This window comes from Burkholderia multivorans ATCC BAA-247, from assembly GCF_000959525.1.
Classification (GTDB): domain Bacteria; phylum Pseudomonadota; class Gammaproteobacteria; order Burkholderiales; family Burkholderiaceae; genus Burkholderia; species Burkholderia multivorans.
The window spans coordinates 756,239-773,904 of the sequence record NZ_CP009832.1 but is presented as its reverse complement, the minus strand read 5'-3'; the positions used below and the strand labels follow the sequence as shown (position 1 = coordinate 773,904).

Genomic DNA, 17,666 nt, shown 5'->3' with positions numbered 1-17,666 from the left:
TGTGCGCCCGCACAAACCGGGTCAAATCGGCGGGGGTTGGGAATACGGTAAAATGCGCGTTTTCCCTCCGCCCTTTCGATGCCCGCGCGTGCCGCGGGCGGTGCCATTGCGATGCCCGTTATCGGCTCTCACGTATTGCGTAACAACCTGTTCGTCGCGCCGATGGCCGGCGTGACGGACCGTCCGTTCCGCCAGCTCTGCAAGAAGCTCGGCGCCGGCTACGCCGTGTCCGAGATGGTCGCGTCCAACGCGCAGCTCTGGAAGAGCGCGAAGACGATGCGCCGCGCCAACCACGCAGGCGAGGTCGAGCCGATCGCGGTGCAGATCGCGGGCGCCGATCCGGCGATGATGGCCGAAGCGGCGCGCTACAACGTCGACAACGGCGCGCAGATCATCGACATCAACATGGGCTGCCCCGCCAAGAAGGTCTGCAACGTGGCGGCCGGCTCCGCGCTGCTGCAGAACGAGCCGCTCGTGCAGCGGATCGTCGAGGCCGTCGTCGCGGCCGTCGGCACGGGGCCCGACGCGGTGCCCGTCACGCTGAAGATCCGCACCGGCTGGGACCGCGAGCACAAGAACGCGATCACGATCGCGCGGCTCGCCGAGGCCGCCGGCATCTCGATGCTCACCGTGCACGGCCGCACGCGCGCCGATCTGTACCGCGGCGAGGCCGAGTACGAAACGATCGCGGCCGTGAAGGCGGCCGTGCGCATCCCGGTCGTCGCGAACGGCGACATTACGTCGCCCGCGAAGGCGAAGGCCGTGCTCGAGGCAACGGGCGCCGACGCGCTGATGATCGGTCGTGCCGCGCAAGGCCGGCCCTGGCTGTTCCGTGAAATCGATCATTTCCTGCAAACGGGCGAGCTGCTGCCGCCGCCGCGCATCGACGAGATCCAGCAGGTGATGAACGAGCACCTGGAAGACCACTACGCGTTCTACGGCGAATTCACCGGCGTCCGTACTGCGCGCAAGCACATCGGCTGGTACACTCGCGGCCTTTCCGGTGCCAACGCGTTCCGGCACCGGATGAACACGCTCGATTCCACCCGCGAGCAGCTCGCCGCCGTCAATGCGTTCTTCGACGCGCAAAAGGCGCTGTCGGACCACCTCGTCTACGTCGACGACGACGAAAACGGTCAGGGCGAGCCGGACGACCATAACCAGTTAGCAGCATGAGCAAGCACAACATCGAACAATGTGTCCGCGAGAGCCTGGACGTGTATTTCCGGGATCTAGACGGCTCCAATCCGCACGACGTCTATGAAATGGTGATGTCCTGCGTCGAAAAGCCGATGCTCGAGGTCGTGCTCGAACAGGCGGGCGGCAACCAGTCGCTCGCCGCCGAGTACCTCGGCATCAACCGCAATACGCTGCGCAAGAAGCTGCAGCAGCACGGCCTGCTGTAGTCGGCCGCCCCGTCCCCGTTTCCCTGGCTATTGGTGGTTCCATCATGATCAAGCAAGCGCTCATTTCCGTTTCCGACAAGACCGGCATCGTCGACTTCGCGAAGTCGCTGTCCGACCTCGGCGTCAAGCTGCTGTCGACGGGCGGCACCGCGAAACTGCTCGCCGACGCGGGCCTGCCCGTCACCGAAGTGGCGGACTACACGGGCTTTCCGGAAATGCTCGATGGGCGCGTGAAGACGCTGCATCCGAAGGTGCACGGCGGCATCCTCGCGCGTCGCGACCTGCCCGAGCACATGCAGGCGCTGGAAGCGCACGACATCCCGACGATCGACCTGCTCGTCGTGAACCTGTATCCGTTCGTCGCGACGATCGCGAAGGACGACTGCACGCTCGCCGACGCGATCGAGAACATCGACATCGGCGGCCCGACGATGCTGCGTTCGGCCGCGAAGAACCACCGCGACGTGACGGTCGTCGTCGATCCGGCCGACTACGCGGTCGTGCTCGACGAAATGAAGGCGAACGGCAACACGGTCGGCTACGCGACGAACTTCCGGCTCGCGACGAAGGTATTCGCGCACACCGCGCAATACGACGGCGCGATCACCAACTACCTGACGAGCCTGACCGAAGAACTGAAGCACAGCTCGCGCAATCCGTATCCGGCGACGCTGAACATGGCGTTCGAAAAGGTGCAGGACCTGCGCTACGGCGAGAACCCGCACCAGAGCGCGGCGTTCTATCGCGACATCGTCACGCCGGCCGGCGCGCTCGCGAACTACCGCCAGCTGCAGGGCAAGGAACTGTCGTACAACAACATCGCCGATTCGGACGCGGCGTGGGAATGCGTGAAGACGTTCGACGCGCCGGCGTGCGTGATCATCAAGCATGCGAACCCGTGCGGCGTCGCGGTCGGCAACGACTCGGCCGATGCGTACGCGAAGGCGTTCCAGACCGACCCGACGTCGGCGTTCGGCGGCATCATCGCGTTCAACCGCGAAGTCGACGAAGCGGCTGCACAGGCCGTTGCCAAGCAGTTCGTCGAAGTGCTGATCGCGCCGTCGTTCACCGATGCCGCGAAGCAGGTGTTCGCCGCGAAGCAGAACGTGCGACTGCTGGAGATCGCGCTTGGCGAAGGCCATAACGCGTTCGACCTGAAGCGTGTCGGCGGCGGCCTGCTCGTGCAGTCGCTCGATGCGAAGAACGTGCAGCCGCATGAGCTGCGTGTCGTCACGAAGCGTCATCCGACGCCGAAGGAAATGGACGACCTGCTGTTCGCGTGGCGCGTGGCGAAGTACGTGAAGTCGAACGCGATCGTGTTCTGCGGCAACGGCATGACGCTCGGCGTCGGTGCCGGCCAGATGAGCCGCGTCGACTCCGCGCGCATCGCAAGCATCAAGGCGCAGAACGCGGGCCTGACGCTGGCCGGCTCGGCCGTGGCGTCGGACGCATTCTTCCCGTTCCGCGACGGTCTGGACGTGGTCGTCGCGGCAGGCGCGACCTGCGTGATCCAGCCGGGCGGCTCGGTGCGCGACGACGAAGTGATCGCGGCAGCCGACGAGCACAACATCGCGATGATCCTGACGGGCGTGCGTCACTTCCGTCACTGATCGCCCGCATGCGGCCCGCGCGGCCGCTGCGCCCATGCCCGGCGGCGTCGCACCCGCCGGGTTTTTTATTGGGCCGCGCATGAACGGCCGGCCGTGCGGGACCGCACCTGCACCGCGCCTCGCGCGAACGGGGGTTCCGCCTCGCGGCGCCCCGTGCGGCGACGGCGCCCTGCCCCTTTCGTTGTAGTATCGCTGCATCACGCAACTCCCTCTTCACATGCGAATTCTCGGCATCGACCCCGGCCTGCGCGTCACCGGCTTCGGCGTCATAGACGTCAGCGGCCATCGGCTCGCCTATGTCGCGAGCGGCGTGATCCGCACGCCGACGGCCGATCTGGCCACGCGCCTCGGCACGATCTTCGCGGGCGTCTCGACGCTCGTACGCGAACACGCACCGGACCAGGCCGCGATCGAAAAAGTGTTCGTCAACGTGAACCCGCAGTCGACGCTGCTGCTCGGCCAAGCGCGCGGCGCCGCGATCTGCGGGCTCGTATCGGGCGGACTGCCCGTCGCCGAATACACCGCGCTGCAGCTGAAGCAGGCGATCGTCGGCTACGGCCGCGCGACGAAGGCGCAGATGCAGGAGATGGTCACGCGGCTGCTGAGCCTGAGCGGCCAGCCCGGCAGCGATGCGGCCGACGCGCTCGGCATCGCGATCTGCCATGCGCACGGCGGCAATACGTTGAGCACGCTCGGCGGCCTCGCGCCGGCGCTCGCGCAGAAAGGCCTGCGCTTGCGCCGCGGCCGGCTCGTCGGCTGAGCGGCACCGGGCGCGCCGCCGGCATGTGCCGGCGAACGGCCGGCCGACCGCAACCGGCGCGGCCGCTCGGGGCCGGCGTCGCGCGTGCGCGCCGCATTGCGCCGCTGCCGCGCCGGACCATCGGCTTTGCGCCGCACGTGCGCTACACTCGCGCTTTCTTCCTCGCATCCCGCCATCCATGATCGGTCGCATCGCCGGCATCCTGCTCGAAAAGAACCCGCCTCACCTGCTCGTCGACTGCAACGGCGTCGGCTACGAAATCGACGTGCCGATGAGCACCTTCTACAACCTGCCGCAGACCGGCGAGCGCGTCGTCCTGCTCACGCAGCAGATCGTGCGCGAGGACGCGCACCTGCTGTACGGCTTTCTCACGCCGCAGGAGCGCACGACGTTCCGCGAGCTGCTGAAGATCACCGGCATCGGCGCGCGCATGGCGCTCGCCGTGCTGTCCGGCATGAGCGTGCAGGAGCTCGCGCAGGCCGTGACGATGCAGGACGCCGCGCGCCTCACGCGCCTGCCCGGCATCGGCAAGAAGACCGCAGAGCGCCTGCTGCTCGAACTCAAGGGCAAGCTCGGCGCGGACCTCGGGGCACTCGCCGGCGCCGCGTCGGCGTCGGACCACGCGACCGACATCCTCAACGCGCTGCTCGCGCTCGGCTATTCCGAAAAGGAAGGCCTCGCGGCGATCAAGAACGTGCCGGCCGGCACCGGCGTGTCCGAAGGCATCAAGCTCGCGCTGAAGGCGCTCTCCAAGGCGTAACGGCCCGTCGCATCCAGTGTCGCGCGGCGTCGGCGCGCGCGACAGTCGGCCGTTCGGCCAGGTTGGCCGCGCCACGCCGCGCGGTACAATGGCCGCATGATTGAAACCGACAAACTCGCCGCCGAGCGGATCATTGCCGCCACGCCCGCCTCGTCGCACGAGGAGGTGTTCGAACGCGCGCTGCGGCCGCGCCAGCTCGACGACTACGTCGGCCAGGAAAAGGTGCGCGGCCAGCTCGAAATCTTCATCGAGGCTGCAAAGCGCCGCCGCGAGCCGCTCGATCACGTGCTGCTGTTCGGGCCGCCGGGCCTCGGCAAGACCACGCTCGCGCACATCATCGCGCGCGAGATGGGCGTGAACCTGCGTCAGACGTCGGGCCCCGTGCTCGAGCGCGCGGGCGACCTCGCGGCCTTGCTGACGAACCTGGAAGCCAACGACGTGCTGTTCATCGACGAAATCCACCGGCTGTCGCCGGTCGTCGAGGAAATCCTGTATCCGGCGCTCGAGGATTACCAGATCGACATCATGATCGGCGAAGGGCCGGCCGCGCGCAGCGTGAAGCTCGACCTGCAGCCGTTCACGCTGGTCGGCGCGACCACGCGTGCGGGCATGCTGACCAATCCGCTGCGCGACCGGTTCGGGATCGTCGCGCGCCTCGAGTTCTACGATGCCGATCAGCTGTCGCGCATCGTGCAGCGCTCGGCGTCGCTGCTGAACGCGCAGATCGATCCGAACGGCGCGCTCGAAATCGCGAAGCGCTCGCGCGGCACGCCGCGGATCGCGAACCGGCTGCTGCGCCGCGTGCGCGATTACGCGGAGGTGAAGGCCGACGGCCAGATCACGGCAGCGATCGCCGACGCGGCGCTCGCGATGCTCGACGTCGATCCGGTCGGCTTCGACCTGATGGACCGCAAGCTGCTCGAAGCGATCCTGCACAAGTTCGACGGCGGCCCGGTCGGCATCGACAACCTCGCCGCCGCAATCGGCGAAGAGCGCGACACGATCGAGGACGTGCTCGAACCGTACCTGATTCAGCAGGGCTTCCTGCAGCGCACGCCGCGCGGCCGCGTCGCGACGCTCCTCACGTACCGCCACTTCGGCCTGGCCGCGCCCGACGCCGGCAGTCCCGTGCAAAGCATCTGGGACACGCCGGACGCGCAGTAACGCACGGTCCGACACGCGGCCCGCCATGACGACACCGCACAGCGCTCCGCCTTCTACCGCCGGCAGCCCGCGGTGGATCGAACAGATCCGCAAGCGGGTCGCGGCCGGCGTCACGCATCTGACCACCGGCAGCGGCCCGACGCTCGACTATTCGTCGCCGCCCGGCGATCCGGGGCTGTTCGGCCCCGACGCGGTCTGCTGGCGCGTGCATGCCGATTTCACGTCGATGATGACGGGCGGCATCTGCGCGCTGCTGCTGCAGGCGCTGCATCCGCTTGCGCTTGCGGGCGTCTGGGATCATTCGTCGTTTCGCACCGATATCCTCGGCCGCTTGCGGCGCACCGCGACGTTCATCTCCGGCACGACGTTCGGCAATCGCTGCGATGCATTGGCGCTGATCGAACGCGTGAAGGCGATTCATGCACGCGTCGCCGGCACGGCACCGGACGGCCGCCCCTATCGCGCGGACGATCCCGCGCTGCTGACCTGGGTGCATGTCGCGGAGGTGTCGAGCTTTCTCGCCGCGCATCTGCGCTACGTGAACCCCGCGCTGTCGGGCGAACTGCAGGATCGCTACTATGCGGAGACCGCGCAGATCGCCGAGCGGCTCGGCGCGACCGACATTCCGCGCTCGCGCGCCGGAATCGACGCATATCTCGCGCGGATGCGTCCCGAGCTCGAGGCTGGGCCGCGAACCTTCGAGGTAATGCGCATCCTGCTGAACGCGCCGCTCGCGTCGCCGATGCTGCGGCCCGCCGCGACACTCGTGATGCAGGCCGGCGTCGACCTGCTGCCGCCGTGGGCGCAACAGATGCTCGGCGTGTCGACGTTCGCGCCGCTGCGCCGCGCGGTGGTTCGCCCCGGCGTGCGCGCCGTCGCGCCCGTGCTGCGGTGGGCGCTCGTGAACGGCGTGTCCAAACGCGCACGACGTCGCGCGACCGCCGCGACGGCCGTGCCGCCCGATCGTCCGTCGTCGAATCACGGCTGATGGCGATGAAGCCAATGCGGTGTGGAGTGCCTCGGCCCGCATAGTGATTGATGGCGACCGATCCGGCGATCGACGGCAAGACCGGCGCAGCGCGCAGAAGCACGGACGCACGAACGCAAGACACCGCGGCAAGAAGAACGGCAATCAGGAAATCGACAAGCTGCGTCGCCGATCGCGGCCGACAAGCGGGCAAGCCGACAAACGCCGTAACCGCAGTAACCGCACACACGCGCCCCACTCCAACGCACGACCCGCCGCGCAGTCACGCGATGCGCACGCCGACGCGCGCACGCGATCACAGCACCTTGCGATACCCGTCGTCGTCGCTCGGCGCGTCGAGATGCGTGATGTCGCCCCACCGGACGACATGCGCGCAGCCGTCGACGTAATCGACGACGTTGATGCTCGTATTGAGCAGCGGATAGTTGCGCGGCGCCGACAGGTCGAGGCCGTTCGCGAAGCGATACACGCAGTCCAGCACGCCGCCGTGCGCGACGCACGCGATCCGCCCGCCGGGATGCGCGGCGACGATCGGCTCGAGCGCATGCAGCACGCGATGATAGAACGCGCGCTGCGATTCGCCGCCTTCCGGCGCAAAGCCGGGATCGCGCGTCTGCCATTCCGCATACGCGTCCGGAAACAGCGTTTCGATCTCGGCGCTGTCATGCCCCTGGAACACGCCGTACGCACGCTCGCGCAGCCCCTGGCGCAGCAGCAGCGGCAGGCCGAGCGCAGCGGCGAACGGCTGCGCGGTCTGTTGCGCGCGCATCAGGTCGCTCGAATAGACTGCATCGATGCGTGCCCCGTCGTGCGCCTCGCGCATGAGGCGCGCGGCGAGCCGCTGCGCTTGCGCGAGGCCCGTGTCGGCAAGCGGAATGTCGATGTGGCCCTGTATCCGCTTGATGCGGTTCCAGGCCGTTTCGCCATGGCGAATGAAGAGGATCTGGGTGGTAGCCATCGCGAGGCGTCTCCGGCGGGGAATCAGGGCCGCACTTGCAGCCAGAACGTCACGGGGCCGTCGTTGACGAGCGACACCTGCATGTCGGCGCCGAATTCGCCGGTTTCGACGATCGGGTGACGCGCACGCGCGGCGGCTACGAAATAGTCGAACAGCCGCGCGCCCTCGTCGGGCGGCGCGGCCGGCGTGAAGCTCGGCCGCAGCCCGCTGTTGGTGTCGGCCGCGAGCGTGAATTGCGAGACGAGCAGCAGCCCGCCCGCACGGCCCGCGCCGTCGATATTCGACACCGGCAGGTTCATCTTGCCTGCCGCGTCGCTGAACACGCGGTAGCCGAGCACCTTGGCGAGCAGCTTGTCGGCCGCGGCCTCGGTGTCGCCGCGCTCCGCGCATACGAGCGCAAGCAGGCCGGCGCCGATCTCGCCCGTCACGCGCTCGCCGACGCGCACGTCGGCGCGCTTCACGCGCTGGATCAGCGCGATCATGCAGCGAGCGTCACGCGCGCGAAACGCCGCTTGCCGACCTGCACGACGTATTCGCCGGCGTCGACCTTCAGGCCCTTGTCGGACACCGTCGTGCCGTCGATCTTAACGCCGCCCTGCTCGATGTTGCGCAGCGCTTCGCTCGTCGACGGCACGAGCCCCGCCTGCTTCAGCAGCTGGCCGATCGCGAGCGGCGCGCCGGCGAGCGAGACCGACGGAATGTCGTCCGGCACGCCGCCCTTCGCGCGATGGTTGAAGTCTTCCAGCGCACGCTCGGCATCGGCCTGCGAATGGAAGCGCGCGACGATTTCCTGCGCGAGCATCACCTTGAAGTCGCGCGGGTTGCGGCCGCCTTCGGCTTCGCGCTTGAAGCCGGCGATCTCGTCCATGCTGCGGAACGACAGCAGTTCGAAGTAACGCCACATCAGCGTGTCGGAGATGCTCATCAGCTTGCCGAACATGTCGGTCGGCTTCTCGCTGATGCCGACGTAGTTGCCCTTCGACTTCGACATCTTCTCGACGCCGTCGAGACCTTCGAGCAGCGGCATCGTCAGGATGCACTGCTGTTCCTGGCCGTACTGCTTCTGCAGTTCGCGACCGACCAGCAGGTTGAACTTCTGGTCGGTGCCGCCGAGCTCGAGATCGGCGTTCAGCGCGACCGAGTCATAGCCCTGCATCAGCGGATACAGGAATTCGTGGATCGAGATCGGCACGCCACCCTGGAAGCGCTTCGTGAAGTCCTCGCGCTCGAGAATGCGCGCGACCGTGTAGCGCGACGCGAGCTTGATCATCCCGTCCGCACCGAGCGGCATCGACCATTCGCTGTTGTAGCGGATCTCGGTCTTGTCGCGGTCGAGCACGAGCGCGGCCTGCTCGAAGTAGGTCTTCGCGTTCGCCTCGATCTGCTCGCGCGTAAGCGGCGGACGCGTCGCGTTGCGGCCCGACGGATCGCCGATCAGCGACGTGAAATCGCCGATCAGGAAGATCACCGTATGGCCGAGATCCTGCAGCTGACGCATCTTGTTCAGCACGACCGTGTGGCCGATATGGATGTCGGGCGCCGTCGGGTCGAGGCCGAGCTTGATGCGCAGCGGCTTGCCGGTGGCCGCGCTGCGCGCGAGCTTCTGCGCGAACTCTTCCTCGATCAGCAGCTCGTCGACGCCGCGCTTCGTGACGGCGAGCGCATGCCGGACTTCGTCGGTGATCGGGAAAACGGGCTTGGAACTGGGTTCGGTGCTCATCGGTGCCAGGAAGAATGTCGCAAAAACAGGGATTTTCCCATAACTTGCGCGCGCGTCGCTTAACGGCGCGCCGCGTTGCGCGGATAATCGGCGCAACGCGCGCGGATCGTGCCCGCGCTTCATGCTTCAGGAGAACCGCAACGTGCCGCAACGACACCCGCCAACCGCCCATCCAGCCGACGGCATCTACTTCGGCCTGATGTCCGGCACCAGCATGGACGGCGTCGACGGCGTCGCCGTGCGTTTCGCCGCCGGCAGCGCGCCGGTCGTGCTCGCGCAGGCCTGCGTCGGTTTCGCGCAGTCGCTGCGCGACGCGCTGTTCGCGTTGCAGCAGCCCGGCGACAACGAGATCGAGCGCGAGTCGCTCGCCGCCAACGCCATCGTCGCGCGCTACGCGGTGTGCTGCCACGAACTGCTGCGCTCGGCCGGCCTCGCGCCGGACGACGTGCGCGCGATCGGCGTGCATGGCCAGACGGTGCGGCACCGTCCGGAGCGCGGCTATACGCGGCAGCTGAACAATCCGGCGCTGCTCGCCGAACTCGCGCATATCGACGTGATCGCCGATTTCCGCAGCCGCGACGTCGCCGCGGGCGGCCACGGCGCGCCGCTTGCGCCCGCGTTCCATGCGGAGGTGTTCGGCGCGCCGGGCGAGACGCGCGTCGTCTGCAATCTCGGCGGTATCAGCAACATCACGATCCTGCCCGCCGACGGCGGCGGCGGCGACGTGCGCGGCTTCGACTGCGGCCCCGCAAACGCGTTGATCGACGCATGGGCGACGCGCCACCTCGGCAAGCCCTACGACGACGGCGGGAAATTCGCCGCGCGCGGCACCGTGCACGCGGCCCTGCTCGATACGCTGCTCGACGAGCCGTATTTCACCGCGCCGCCGCCGAAAAGCACGGGGCGCGACCTGTTCAATCCCGCGTGGCTCGACGCGAAGCTCGGCGCCTTCGCGCACGTCGCGCCCGAAGACGTGCAGGCGACGCTGACCGCGCTGACCGCGGTGTCGGTCGCGCGCGAAATCGCGCGGCATGCGCCCGACTGCCGCGCGGTGTTCGTATGCGGCGGCGGCGCGCGCAATCCGGTGCTGCTCGACGCGCTGTCGCGCGCGCTGCGCGATGCCGGCGTGCCGGGCTCGGTCGACACGACCGCCGCGCTCGGCGTGCCGCCGCAGCAAGTCGAGGCGCTCGCGTTCGCGTGGCTCGCGTATCGCTTCGTCGCACGCGAGCCCGGCAACCTGTCCGCGGTGACCGGCGCGGCCGGCGAACGCGTGCTCGGTGCGCTCTACCCGCGCTGATGCGCGCCGACGCGCGCGATCCCGACAATAAAAAACGGGGCATGAAGCCCCGTTTTTCGTTCCGGCGAACCGGAAAGGCGCGATCGTGCGATCAGACCGAGAACGACGAGCCGCACCCGCACGTGGTCGTGGCGTTCGGGTTCTTGATCACGAACTGCGCGCCGTTGAGGTCGTCCTTGTAGTCGATCTCGGCGCCGACCAGATACTGGTAGCTCATCGAGTCGATCAGCAGCTGGACGCCGTTCTTGTTCATCACGGTGTCGTCCTCGTTGACTTCCTCGTCGAACGTGAAGCCATACTGGAAGCCCGAGCAGCCGCCGCCTTGCACGAACACGCGCAGCTTCAGGTCGGGATTGCCCTCTTCGTCGATCAATTGCTTGACCTTGTCGGCCGCGGCGTCGGTGAAGACGAACGGAGCCGGCATTTCGGTGGTCGTTGCTGCGGATTCGGTAACAGCGTTCATGCGAACTCTCCAAAAAGCTTTAGCCGCTATTGTAGGGCCGATCAGAAGATCGTGCTGAAGTCCATGAAATCAACAGGTTCTTGTCGATTTCGCTGCGCCGGGCCGGGTGCGCGCGGCGACGGCCCGTCCGGCACGCGCGCATAAAAAAACCGCCAGCGCGAAAGCTGGCGGTTTTTCCGGCGGGCGCCGCCCGCAAGCGGCGCGGCCATGAAGCGGAATTAACGCTTCGAGAACTGCTTGGCGCGGCGTGCCTTGTGCAGACCGACCTTCTTACGCTCGACTTCACGCGCGTCACGCGTGACGAAGCCTGCGTTCGACAGGGCCGGCTTCAGCGTCGCGTCGTAGTCGATCAGCGCGCGCGTGATGCCGTGACGCACTGCGCCTGCCTGACCCGTTTCGCCGCCGCCCGACACGTTCACCTTGATGTCGAACGTTTGAGCGTGGTTCGTCAGTTCCAGCGGCTGACGCACGATCATCAGCGACGTTTCACGTGCGAAGTAGTCAGCGATGGGCTTGCCGTTGACGATGATGTCGCCCTTGCCAGCCTTGATGAAGACACGAGCGACTGCGCTCTTGCGGCGGCCCGTACCGTAGTTCCAGTTACCGATCATGTGGGCTCCCCTTAGATCTCGAGCGCCTTCGGCTGTTGAGCCGAGTGCGGATGCGTCGCTTCTGCGTAGACCTTCAGCTTCTTGATCATCGCGTAGCCGAGCGGGCCCTTCGGCAGCATGCCCTTGACCGCCTTCTCGAGCGCGCGGCCCGGGAAGCGTTCCTGCATCTTGCCGAACGTCGTTTCATAGATACCGCCCGGGTAGCCCGAGTGACGGTAGTACTTTTTGTCCAGAGTCTTGTTGCCCGTGACCTTCAACTTGCTCGCGTTGATGACGATGATGAAATCACCGGTGTCGACGTGCGGGGTGAACTCAGGCTTGTGCTTGCCGCGCAGACGGCGTGCCACTTCGCTGGCGACACGGCCGAGAACCTTATCCGTCGCGTCAATCACGTACCATTCGCGCGTCACCTCATGGGCTTTTGCGGAAAACGTCTTCATGATCGATCCAAAAAAATTGCTTTGCCCGATGTGTTCTTCCTGCTTGTCTGTGTGCGCTTCGAGGCGCGGTGCAGGCTCTCCCTGTTCTTTTTCCGTGGGCATGAATGCGGAAAAGCCCTGAATTATAAAGGAAATGCGGCTGCGCGGTCAAAGGGAATCCGCGCCCCGTGTGCGGCGCGCGCGAAATGGGCCAAAATCCGCTCCGTGCCCCGATTTCCCGGCGAACCGAGCGCCGGGCCGGCGCATCCGGTCGCGCGCGGCGCACGAGCTGGCCGCGCCGCGGCCGGCCGACCATCCAGAACAACAAACCAGCATGATGAAACAACGACCGATCTACCTGTTCGCGGCCGCGCTGCTGGCCGCCGCGGCGCCTGCCGCCCTCGCCCGCACCGGCTGCGACGCGAAGCTCGATGCGCTCGACGCACGCATCGCCGAAGCGCGCGCCGCCCACGCCGAGGACCGGATCGCGCGCCTGCGCGCCGTGCGCGAGCGCGTTCGCCATTTCTGCGCACACGGTCGCGCGCATGCGTCGGCCGCGCATGCGTCCGCGCCCGCCGCACCGACGTCATCCGCACCGCCTGATGCGGCGTCGCGGCCGACGGCGCGGCAGCCCGCCTGACGCTGTCGGCGCGCGCAAGCCGTGCGCCGCTGTTTGCATGGGACGAAAAAAAGCCCGAACGGCTGGTTCGGGCTTAATCCACCTTAGGAGGAGGGTGGAGGAGACATTCGGAGGTTGCCGCAGCGCGACAACCAATGAGTCGCATTATACGAATGGCCTGCAGACTTCACAAGAAAATTTGCATTGCGAAATCGATGACCACGATGTGAAATTATCGACAAACCTGGCGACGCACGAAATTTCTCTGTCGAATCAATAAGTTACTTTCGGCATCAGGCGCGCCCGAACGCACGCATCTAGAGTAAAACCCCTAAAGCCGACAGGGAAATCGTCGCCGCGAGTGCCGTTCCTCCCGTGACCGAGGACGCACCGTTTCGCGCCGTGCAGTGCGTCAGCCGACCGTTGCGCGCCGGGCTACAATGCCGGATCGAATTCGAATCAGGCAACGCGGGAGCGCAAGCATGGAATGCAAAGTAAGCTGGATGGGTCAGGACGGGATGGCGTTTTCGGCACAGACCGGCAGCGGCCACCTCGTCGCGATGGACGGCGCGCCGGAAGGCGGCGGCCATAACCTCGCGCCGCGGCCGATGGAGATGGTGCTGGTCGGCACCGGCGGCTGTACCGCGTACGACGTCGTGCTGATCCTGAAGAAAAGCCGCCAGGACGTCACGGGCTGCTCGGTCACGCTGAAGGCCGAGCGCGCGAGCGAAGATCCGAAGGTGTTCACGAAGGTCCACTTCCACTTCACCGTCACGGGCCGCAACCTGAATCCGGCAACGGTCGAGCGCGCGATCAACCTGTCGCACGACAAGTACTGCTCGGCGTCGATCATGATCGCGAAGACGGCCGAACTCACGCACTCGTTCGACATCGTCGCCGCGTAAGCAGCGCACGCGCATGAAAAAAGGGCCGGCGTTCCGTCAGGAGCGCCGGCCCTTTGCATTCGAGCGGCAAAGCAGGCCGATAAGCCGGATTCTGTGCACACCGCGCGCCGAAGCGCACGCTGCGTGGCAGCCATTCCTCTAGGCGCGCCATTGCTGACGCGCTCAAGCTTCCTACCCGCAGACGAGACGGGGGCCCCGTCCTGCATCCGAAGATGCGCGCCTGCCTACTTGGAATTGCTCCGGGTGGAGGTTACCGTGCCGGCGGACGTCGCCGTCGCCGCGGTGCGCTCTTACCGCACCGTTTCACCCTTACCTGATCCCGGCTTGCGCCGGGCCATCGGCGGTTTGCTTTCTGTTGCCCTGTTCCGCGTGTCGCCACGGATGGCCGTTAGCCATCACCCTGCCCTGTGGAGTCCGGACTTTCCTCGCCCCCGCCAGCCCGAAGGCGGCGAGGCCGCGACTGCCTGGCCTGCTTTGCGACGCGCATTCTAGCACTGCGCGCCGCCGTCGGCCGCCTCTCGCGTGCGGCGGCCGCTGCGGAACACGGCCGGATCCGCGTAGAACGCCGGATCGGCATTCGCCGCGCACCAGCCCGGCACGCCGAGCACGGGCAGCGGCGAGAAATCGCGGCTCGTCAGCGCGCGCGTCGCGAGCATCGCGGCGACCTGCGCGTCGACATGCTCGGTGCGCCGCGCGTCGGGCCACGAGAAATAGTCGGCGTCGACCTCGACGATCCAGACGTGCGCGGTGCACGACTTGTACGGCGCGACGAGCTTCTCGAGCAGCGCATGGCCGACGAGCCGCGCCTCGCAGCGCGCGCCCCACGCGTCGCGCGCGGCAACCAGCAGCCGCTGCCAGTCGAACGCGCGCAGCGCATCGGCGAGCGTGGGATCGGCGGTCACGAACAGCGCCGCATTCTCGTCGAACAGCGTCAGCGCGTCGCGCAGCGTGCCGCGCACCGGTCCGACGCCGCCCGCCGCGTCGATCGCCGCGGCCTGGCGCGCGTTCAGCGCGGCCTTGATGCGCGGATACGCGAGCCAGACGAGCGCATTGAAGAAGTCGTGGAGATTGTGCCGCGTCGGCACGCGGCCGGTTTCGGCGATATGGGTTTCGTACGCGATGCCGGGCGGCAGCTCGGCCTGCGGCACGAAGCGCAGCGGCTTGCCGCGGCCCGTGACGCGCGCGCCGTCGCGCAGTGCGTCGTTCAGTGCCTCGAGCAGCGCGGCGTCGCCGACCGTCGCGGCCGCCTGCACCGTGCGGCCCGGCTGCGCGAAGCGCGCGAGCCATGGCGCGGACCAGTCGATCCGCGCGAACGCAGCCGCGCCGTCGCCGCCCGCGTGGGCGGCCGCGCGCGGCGGCGCGTGCGTCATGCGAGTTTCCAGCCGAGCGTCTCGCCGGCGCGCAGCGGCACGACGGGCGTGTCGCCCGCCAGCACCTCGCGCGGCAGTTCCCACGTCTCGCGGCGCAGCGTTACCGTCTCGGCGCTGCGCGGCAGTCCGTAGAAATCGGCACCGTAGAAGCTCGCAAAGCCTTCGAGCTTGTCGAGCGCGCCGGCCTGGTCGAACGCCTCCGTGTACAGCTCGAGCGCGTGCAGCGCCGTGTAGCAGCCGGCGCAGCCGCACGCGGCTTCCTTCGCGCCACGCGCGTGCGGCGCGCTGTCGGTGCCGAGGAAGAAGCGCGGGTTGCCCGACGTCGCCGCTTCGACGAGCGCGACGCGATGCGTTTCGCGCTTCAGGACCGGCAGACAGTAGTAATGCGGACGAATGCCGCCAACGAACAGCGCATTGCGGTTGTACAGCAGGTGATGCGCGGTGATCGTCGCACCGAGCAGGCCGGGCGCCGCATCGGCGTCGCGCACGTAATCGGCCGCGTCCTTCGTCGTGATGTGCTCGAACACGACCTTCAGGCCCGGGAAATCGCGGCGCAGCGGCGTCATCACGCGATCGATGAACACCTTCTCGCGATCGAACAGGTCGATCGACGCATCGGTCACCTCGCCGTGCACGAGCAGCGGCATGCCGGTCTCCTGCATCGCCTCGAGCGTCTTCGCGCACTTCGCGAGATCGGTGACGCCGTGGTCCGAATTCGTCGTCGCGCCGGCCGGATACAGCTTCACGCCGTGCACGAAGCCGCTTTCGCGCGCGCGGCGGATCTCGTCCGGCGACGTGTTGTCGGTGAGGTACAGCGTCATCAGCGGCTCGAACGCCATGCCGGCCGGCAGCGCGGCGAGGATGCGGTCGCGGTACGCCTGCGCGTGCGCGGTGGTCGTCACCGGCGGTTTCAGGTTCGGCATCACGATCGCGCGCGCGAACTGGCGGGCGGTATGCGGCAGCACGGCGGCGAGCATCTCTCCGTCGCGCAGGTGCAGATGCATGTCGTCGGGACGGGCGAGCGACAGCGTCGCCGGGGAGGAAGCGTTCGAGGCAGTCATAGGGGGCTCGTGAGGAACGGGCCGGCATCGGCGGGGCCGGACCGCGCGTGCGCGGGTCGCGACTGACGGCAAACCGCAACACGGGGCCTTCGGCCGGCGGAATCCGCTTTTTACCGCTCGAGGCTCGGTGATATGCTAGAAGCCGCATTGTACCGGGGGTTCGCCCGGTTCGTTACCCCGCTTCAGTCTGCCGCCCCAAGTAAAATGTGCCAACTCCTAGGAATGAACTGCGCCGCGCCGACGGACGTCACATTCTCCTTCACAGGATTCGCGGCCCGGGGCGGCCTCACCGATCACCACGCCGACGGCTGGGGCATCGCATTCTTCGAGGACAAGGCGTGCCGCCTCTTCATCGACCAGCAGGCATCGGCCACCTCGCCCATCGCCGAAATGGTCAAGCGCTATCCGATCAAGTCGAAGAACACGATCGCGCATATCCGCAAGGCCACGCAAGGCCACATCGTGCTGGAGAACAGTCACCCGTTCATGCGCGAGCTGTGGGGGCGGCACTGGATCTTCGCGCATAACGGCGATCTGCAGGACTTCGAGCCCGAGCTCGAGCGCAGCGTGTACCAGCCGGTCGGCACGACCGACAGCGAGAAGGCGTTCTGCGTGCTGATGCAGGGGCTGCGCGAGGCGTTTCCCGGCGCGCAGCCGCCGCTGCCGGAACTGTTCGAGCGCGTCGGCGAACTCACGCGCGGCATCACCGATCACGGCGTGTTCAATTTCCTGATGTCGAACGGCCAGGCGCTGTTTGCGCACTGCTCGACGCGGCTGCACTACCTCGTGCGCCGCTGGCCGTTCTCGACCGCGCATCTCGTCGACGAAGACCTGTCGATCGACTTCGCGAAATACACGACGCCGGAGGATCGCGTCGCGGTGATCGCGACGCAGCCGCTCACCGACAATGAAGTGTGGACGGCCTTCGAGCCCGGCGAGCTGATCATGTTCCAGTGCGGCGACGTCGCCGCGCGGATGCAGATTCCGGTGCCGGAGCGCGTGCTCGAGAAGCTGCGCAATCCGTCGCTCGATCCGTCGGCGTCCGCGCCGTGCACGACGCGCACGGCGGCGCTCGCGACCGCCGCCGACGGCGACCCGGACGACACGATCGATTTCTGAGCGCGCCCTGCGCGCCCGCGCCGCCGTCCGGCAACCACGGCCGTTTCCATCGACACAGCGCGCATTCACGCGGCGCCGTTCCATCCGCGGGACAGAAAGACCTATCGAAACACCGGCCGATATTATTTTCTTGCCATTACCCTATTTCGCGCATAAAAATACTCCACGCGCACGGCAAAAAGCAGTCGACCTTAAAACCATATAATCCCGAACCCCCATTCTAGCGCGACGAATTTTGCCGAACAGTGCGCGACGCCACCGATCCGGCGATTTTCCCCCACCGCCTCACAAAAATGACAAAGTCCTTTAACATCAATACCTTCCGTTCGATAAATCACACAATTCATAAATATCGGACAAAATCGGCATTATCACCACGATTTTAATTTTTCTGATAATCACACTCCCCTTCAATCGTTAGACTCGCCCCATCCCC

Annotated in this window: 20 protein-coding genes and 1 other RNA gene; 11 read left to right on the top strand and 10 right to left on the bottom strand. The window is 67.2% G+C overall.

Annotation, left to right across the window (positions count from 1 at the left end; translation table 11 throughout):
* The first annotated feature begins 111 nt into the window (after positions 1 to 111).
* The 7 genes from dusB (at position 112) to NP80_RS15980 (ending at position 6,688) form a co-directional block, all read left to right on the top strand.
* The gene (gene dusB, locus NP80_RS16010; RefSeq protein WP_006401674.1) at positions 112 to 1,176 is read left to right on the top strand and encodes a tRNA dihydrouridine synthase DusB; all 1,065 of its coding nucleotides are present in this window, start codon (positions 112 to 114) and stop codon (positions 1,174 to 1,176) included.
* A complete protein-coding gene (locus NP80_RS16005) occupies positions 1,173 to 1,406 on the top strand; it encodes a Fis family transcriptional regulator (protein ID WP_006401675.1) in 234 nt (77 codons plus the stop codon). The genes dusB and NP80_RS16005 overlap by 4 nt, the downstream gene beginning before the upstream one ends.
* Before the next feature lie 44 nt (positions 1,407 to 1,450).
* Positions 1,451 to 3,016 (top strand): bifunctional phosphoribosylaminoimidazolecarboxamide formyltransferase/IMP cyclohydrolase, encoded by a 1,566-nt coding sequence (purH, locus tag NP80_RS16000; protein WP_006408323.1) that lies wholly within the window; start codon positions 1,451 to 1,453, stop codon positions 3,014 to 3,016.
* Between the two features lie 217 nt (positions 3,017 to 3,233).
* Complete coding sequence (ruvC, locus tag NP80_RS15995; RefSeq protein WP_006408324.1) at positions 3,234 to 3,776, top strand: crossover junction endodeoxyribonuclease RuvC; 543 nt, start codon at positions 3,234 to 3,236, stop codon at positions 3,774 to 3,776.
* Positions 3,777 to 3,954: 178 nt separating this feature from the next.
* Positions 3,955 to 4,536, top strand: coding sequence for a Holliday junction branch migration protein RuvA (gene ruvA, locus NP80_RS15990; protein ID WP_006401679.1), 582 nt, complete (start codon positions 3,955 to 3,957; stop codon positions 4,534 to 4,536).
* A 96-nt stretch (positions 4,537 to 4,632) separates the two neighbouring features.
* Entirely contained in the window at positions 4,633 to 5,700 is a 1,068-nt protein-coding gene (ruvB, locus tag NP80_RS15985; protein ID WP_006401680.1) for a Holliday junction branch migration DNA helicase RuvB, read from the top strand.
* A gap of 25 nt (positions 5,701 to 5,725) precedes the next feature.
* On the top strand, positions 5,726 to 6,688 hold the full coding sequence (locus NP80_RS15980; RefSeq protein ID WP_006411662.1) for an oxygenase MpaB family protein: 963 nt from the start codon (positions 5,726 to 5,728) through the stop codon (positions 6,686 to 6,688).
* 295 nt (positions 6,689 to 6,983) lie between these two features.
* Here the strand turns inward: NP80_RS15980 and NP80_RS15975 are convergent, their stop codons facing one another.
* The 3 genes from NP80_RS15975 to tyrS are packed head-to-tail and all read right to left on the bottom strand — an operon-like array spanning position 6,984 to position 9,366.
* Positions 6,984 to 7,646: a histidine phosphatase family protein gene (locus tag NP80_RS15975; RefSeq protein WP_006411660.1), complete on the bottom strand. Its 663-nt coding sequence runs from the start codon at positions 7,644 to 7,646 to the stop codon at positions 6,984 to 6,986.
* A gap of 23 nt (positions 7,647 to 7,669) precedes the next feature.
* Positions 7,670 to 8,128, bottom strand: a complete 459-nt coding sequence (dtd, locus tag NP80_RS15970; RefSeq protein WP_006401684.1) for a D-aminoacyl-tRNA deacylase — start codon at positions 8,126 to 8,128, stop codon at positions 7,670 to 7,672.
* A complete protein-coding gene (gene tyrS / locus NP80_RS15965) occupies positions 8,125 to 9,366 on the bottom strand; it encodes a tyrosine--tRNA ligase (RefSeq protein WP_012467482.1) in 1,242 nt (413 codons plus the stop codon). Before tyrS ends, dtd begins: the two co-directional genes overlap by 4 nt.
* A 142-nt stretch (positions 9,367 to 9,508) precedes the next feature.
* Between tyrS and NP80_RS15960 the strand changes: the two genes are divergently transcribed.
* Complete coding sequence (locus NP80_RS15960) at positions 9,509 to 10,663, top strand: anhydro-N-acetylmuramic acid kinase (RefSeq protein ID WP_035948086.1); 1,155 nt, start codon at positions 9,509 to 9,511, stop codon at positions 10,661 to 10,663.
* A gap of 91 nt (positions 10,664 to 10,754) precedes the next feature.
* Here the strand turns inward: NP80_RS15960 and erpA are convergent, their stop codons facing one another.
* Genes erpA through rplM form a run of 4 tightly spaced genes read right to left on the bottom strand, consistent with a single transcriptional unit; the run spans position 10,755 to position 12,177 of the window.
* Positions 10,755 to 11,126 (bottom strand): iron-sulfur cluster insertion protein ErpA, encoded by a 372-nt coding sequence (gene erpA / locus NP80_RS15955; protein WP_006401687.1) that lies wholly within the window; start codon positions 11,124 to 11,126, stop codon positions 10,755 to 10,757.
* A gap of 41 nt (positions 11,127 to 11,167) precedes the next feature.
* The gene (locus tag NP80_RS31425) at positions 11,168 to 11,335 is read right to left on the bottom strand and encodes a hypothetical protein (RefSeq protein ID WP_006408330.1); all 168 of its coding nucleotides are present in this window, start codon (positions 11,333 to 11,335) and stop codon (positions 11,168 to 11,170) included.
* 9 nt (positions 11,336 to 11,344) lie between these two features.
* Complete coding sequence (rpsI, locus tag NP80_RS15950; RefSeq protein WP_006401689.1) at positions 11,345 to 11,737, bottom strand: 30S ribosomal protein S9; 393 nt, start codon at positions 11,735 to 11,737, stop codon at positions 11,345 to 11,347.
* Positions 11,738 to 11,748: 11 nt separating this feature from the next.
* Positions 11,749 to 12,177 (bottom strand): 50S ribosomal protein L13, encoded by a 429-nt coding sequence (gene rplM, locus NP80_RS15945; protein WP_004522094.1) that lies wholly within the window; start codon positions 12,175 to 12,177, stop codon positions 11,749 to 11,751.
* Positions 12,178 to 12,490: 313 nt separating this feature from the next.
* Here rplM and NP80_RS15940 point away from each other — a divergent pair, with 313 nt between their 5' ends.
* Together NP80_RS15940 and NP80_RS15935 are read left to right on the top strand one after the other, a co-directional pair.
* Positions 12,491 to 12,796 (top strand): DUF1090 family protein, encoded by a 306-nt coding sequence (locus tag NP80_RS15940; RefSeq protein WP_006408331.1) that lies wholly within the window; start codon positions 12,491 to 12,493, stop codon positions 12,794 to 12,796.
* A gap of 419 nt (positions 12,797 to 13,215) precedes the next feature.
* Positions 13,216 to 13,680 carry an OsmC family protein gene (locus tag NP80_RS15935; RefSeq protein WP_080512232.1) on the top strand — a complete coding sequence of 155 codons (465 nt, stop codon included), beginning with the start codon at positions 13,216 to 13,218 and terminating at the stop codon, positions 13,678 to 13,680.
* 64 nt (positions 13,681 to 13,744) lie between these two features.
* Here the strand turns inward: NP80_RS15935 and rnpB are convergent.
* From rnpB to pyrC, 3 genes are all read right to left on the bottom strand, one after another.
* An RNA gene (gene rnpB, locus NP80_RS28475) (RNase P RNA component class A) lies at positions 13,745 to 14,156 on the bottom strand.
* 12 nt (positions 14,157 to 14,168) lie between these two features.
* Complete coding sequence (locus NP80_RS15930) at positions 14,169 to 15,050, bottom strand: DUF3025 domain-containing protein (RefSeq protein ID WP_045593928.1); 882 nt, start codon at positions 15,048 to 15,050, stop codon at positions 14,169 to 14,171.
* Positions 15,047 to 16,111, bottom strand: coding sequence for a dihydroorotase (pyrC, locus tag NP80_RS15925; protein ID WP_006410646.1), 1,065 nt, complete (start codon positions 16,109 to 16,111; stop codon positions 15,047 to 15,049). Before pyrC ends, NP80_RS15930 begins: the two co-directional genes overlap by 4 nt.
* 204 nt (positions 16,112 to 16,315) lie before the next feature.
* Here pyrC and NP80_RS15920 point away from each other — a divergent pair, with 204 nt between their 5' ends.
* Positions 16,316 to 17,230 (top strand): class II glutamine amidotransferase, encoded by a 915-nt coding sequence (locus NP80_RS15920; RefSeq protein ID WP_012467478.1) that lies wholly within the window; start codon positions 16,316 to 16,318, stop codon positions 17,228 to 17,230.
* The last annotated feature ends 436 nt before the right edge of the window (positions 17,231 to 17,666 follow it).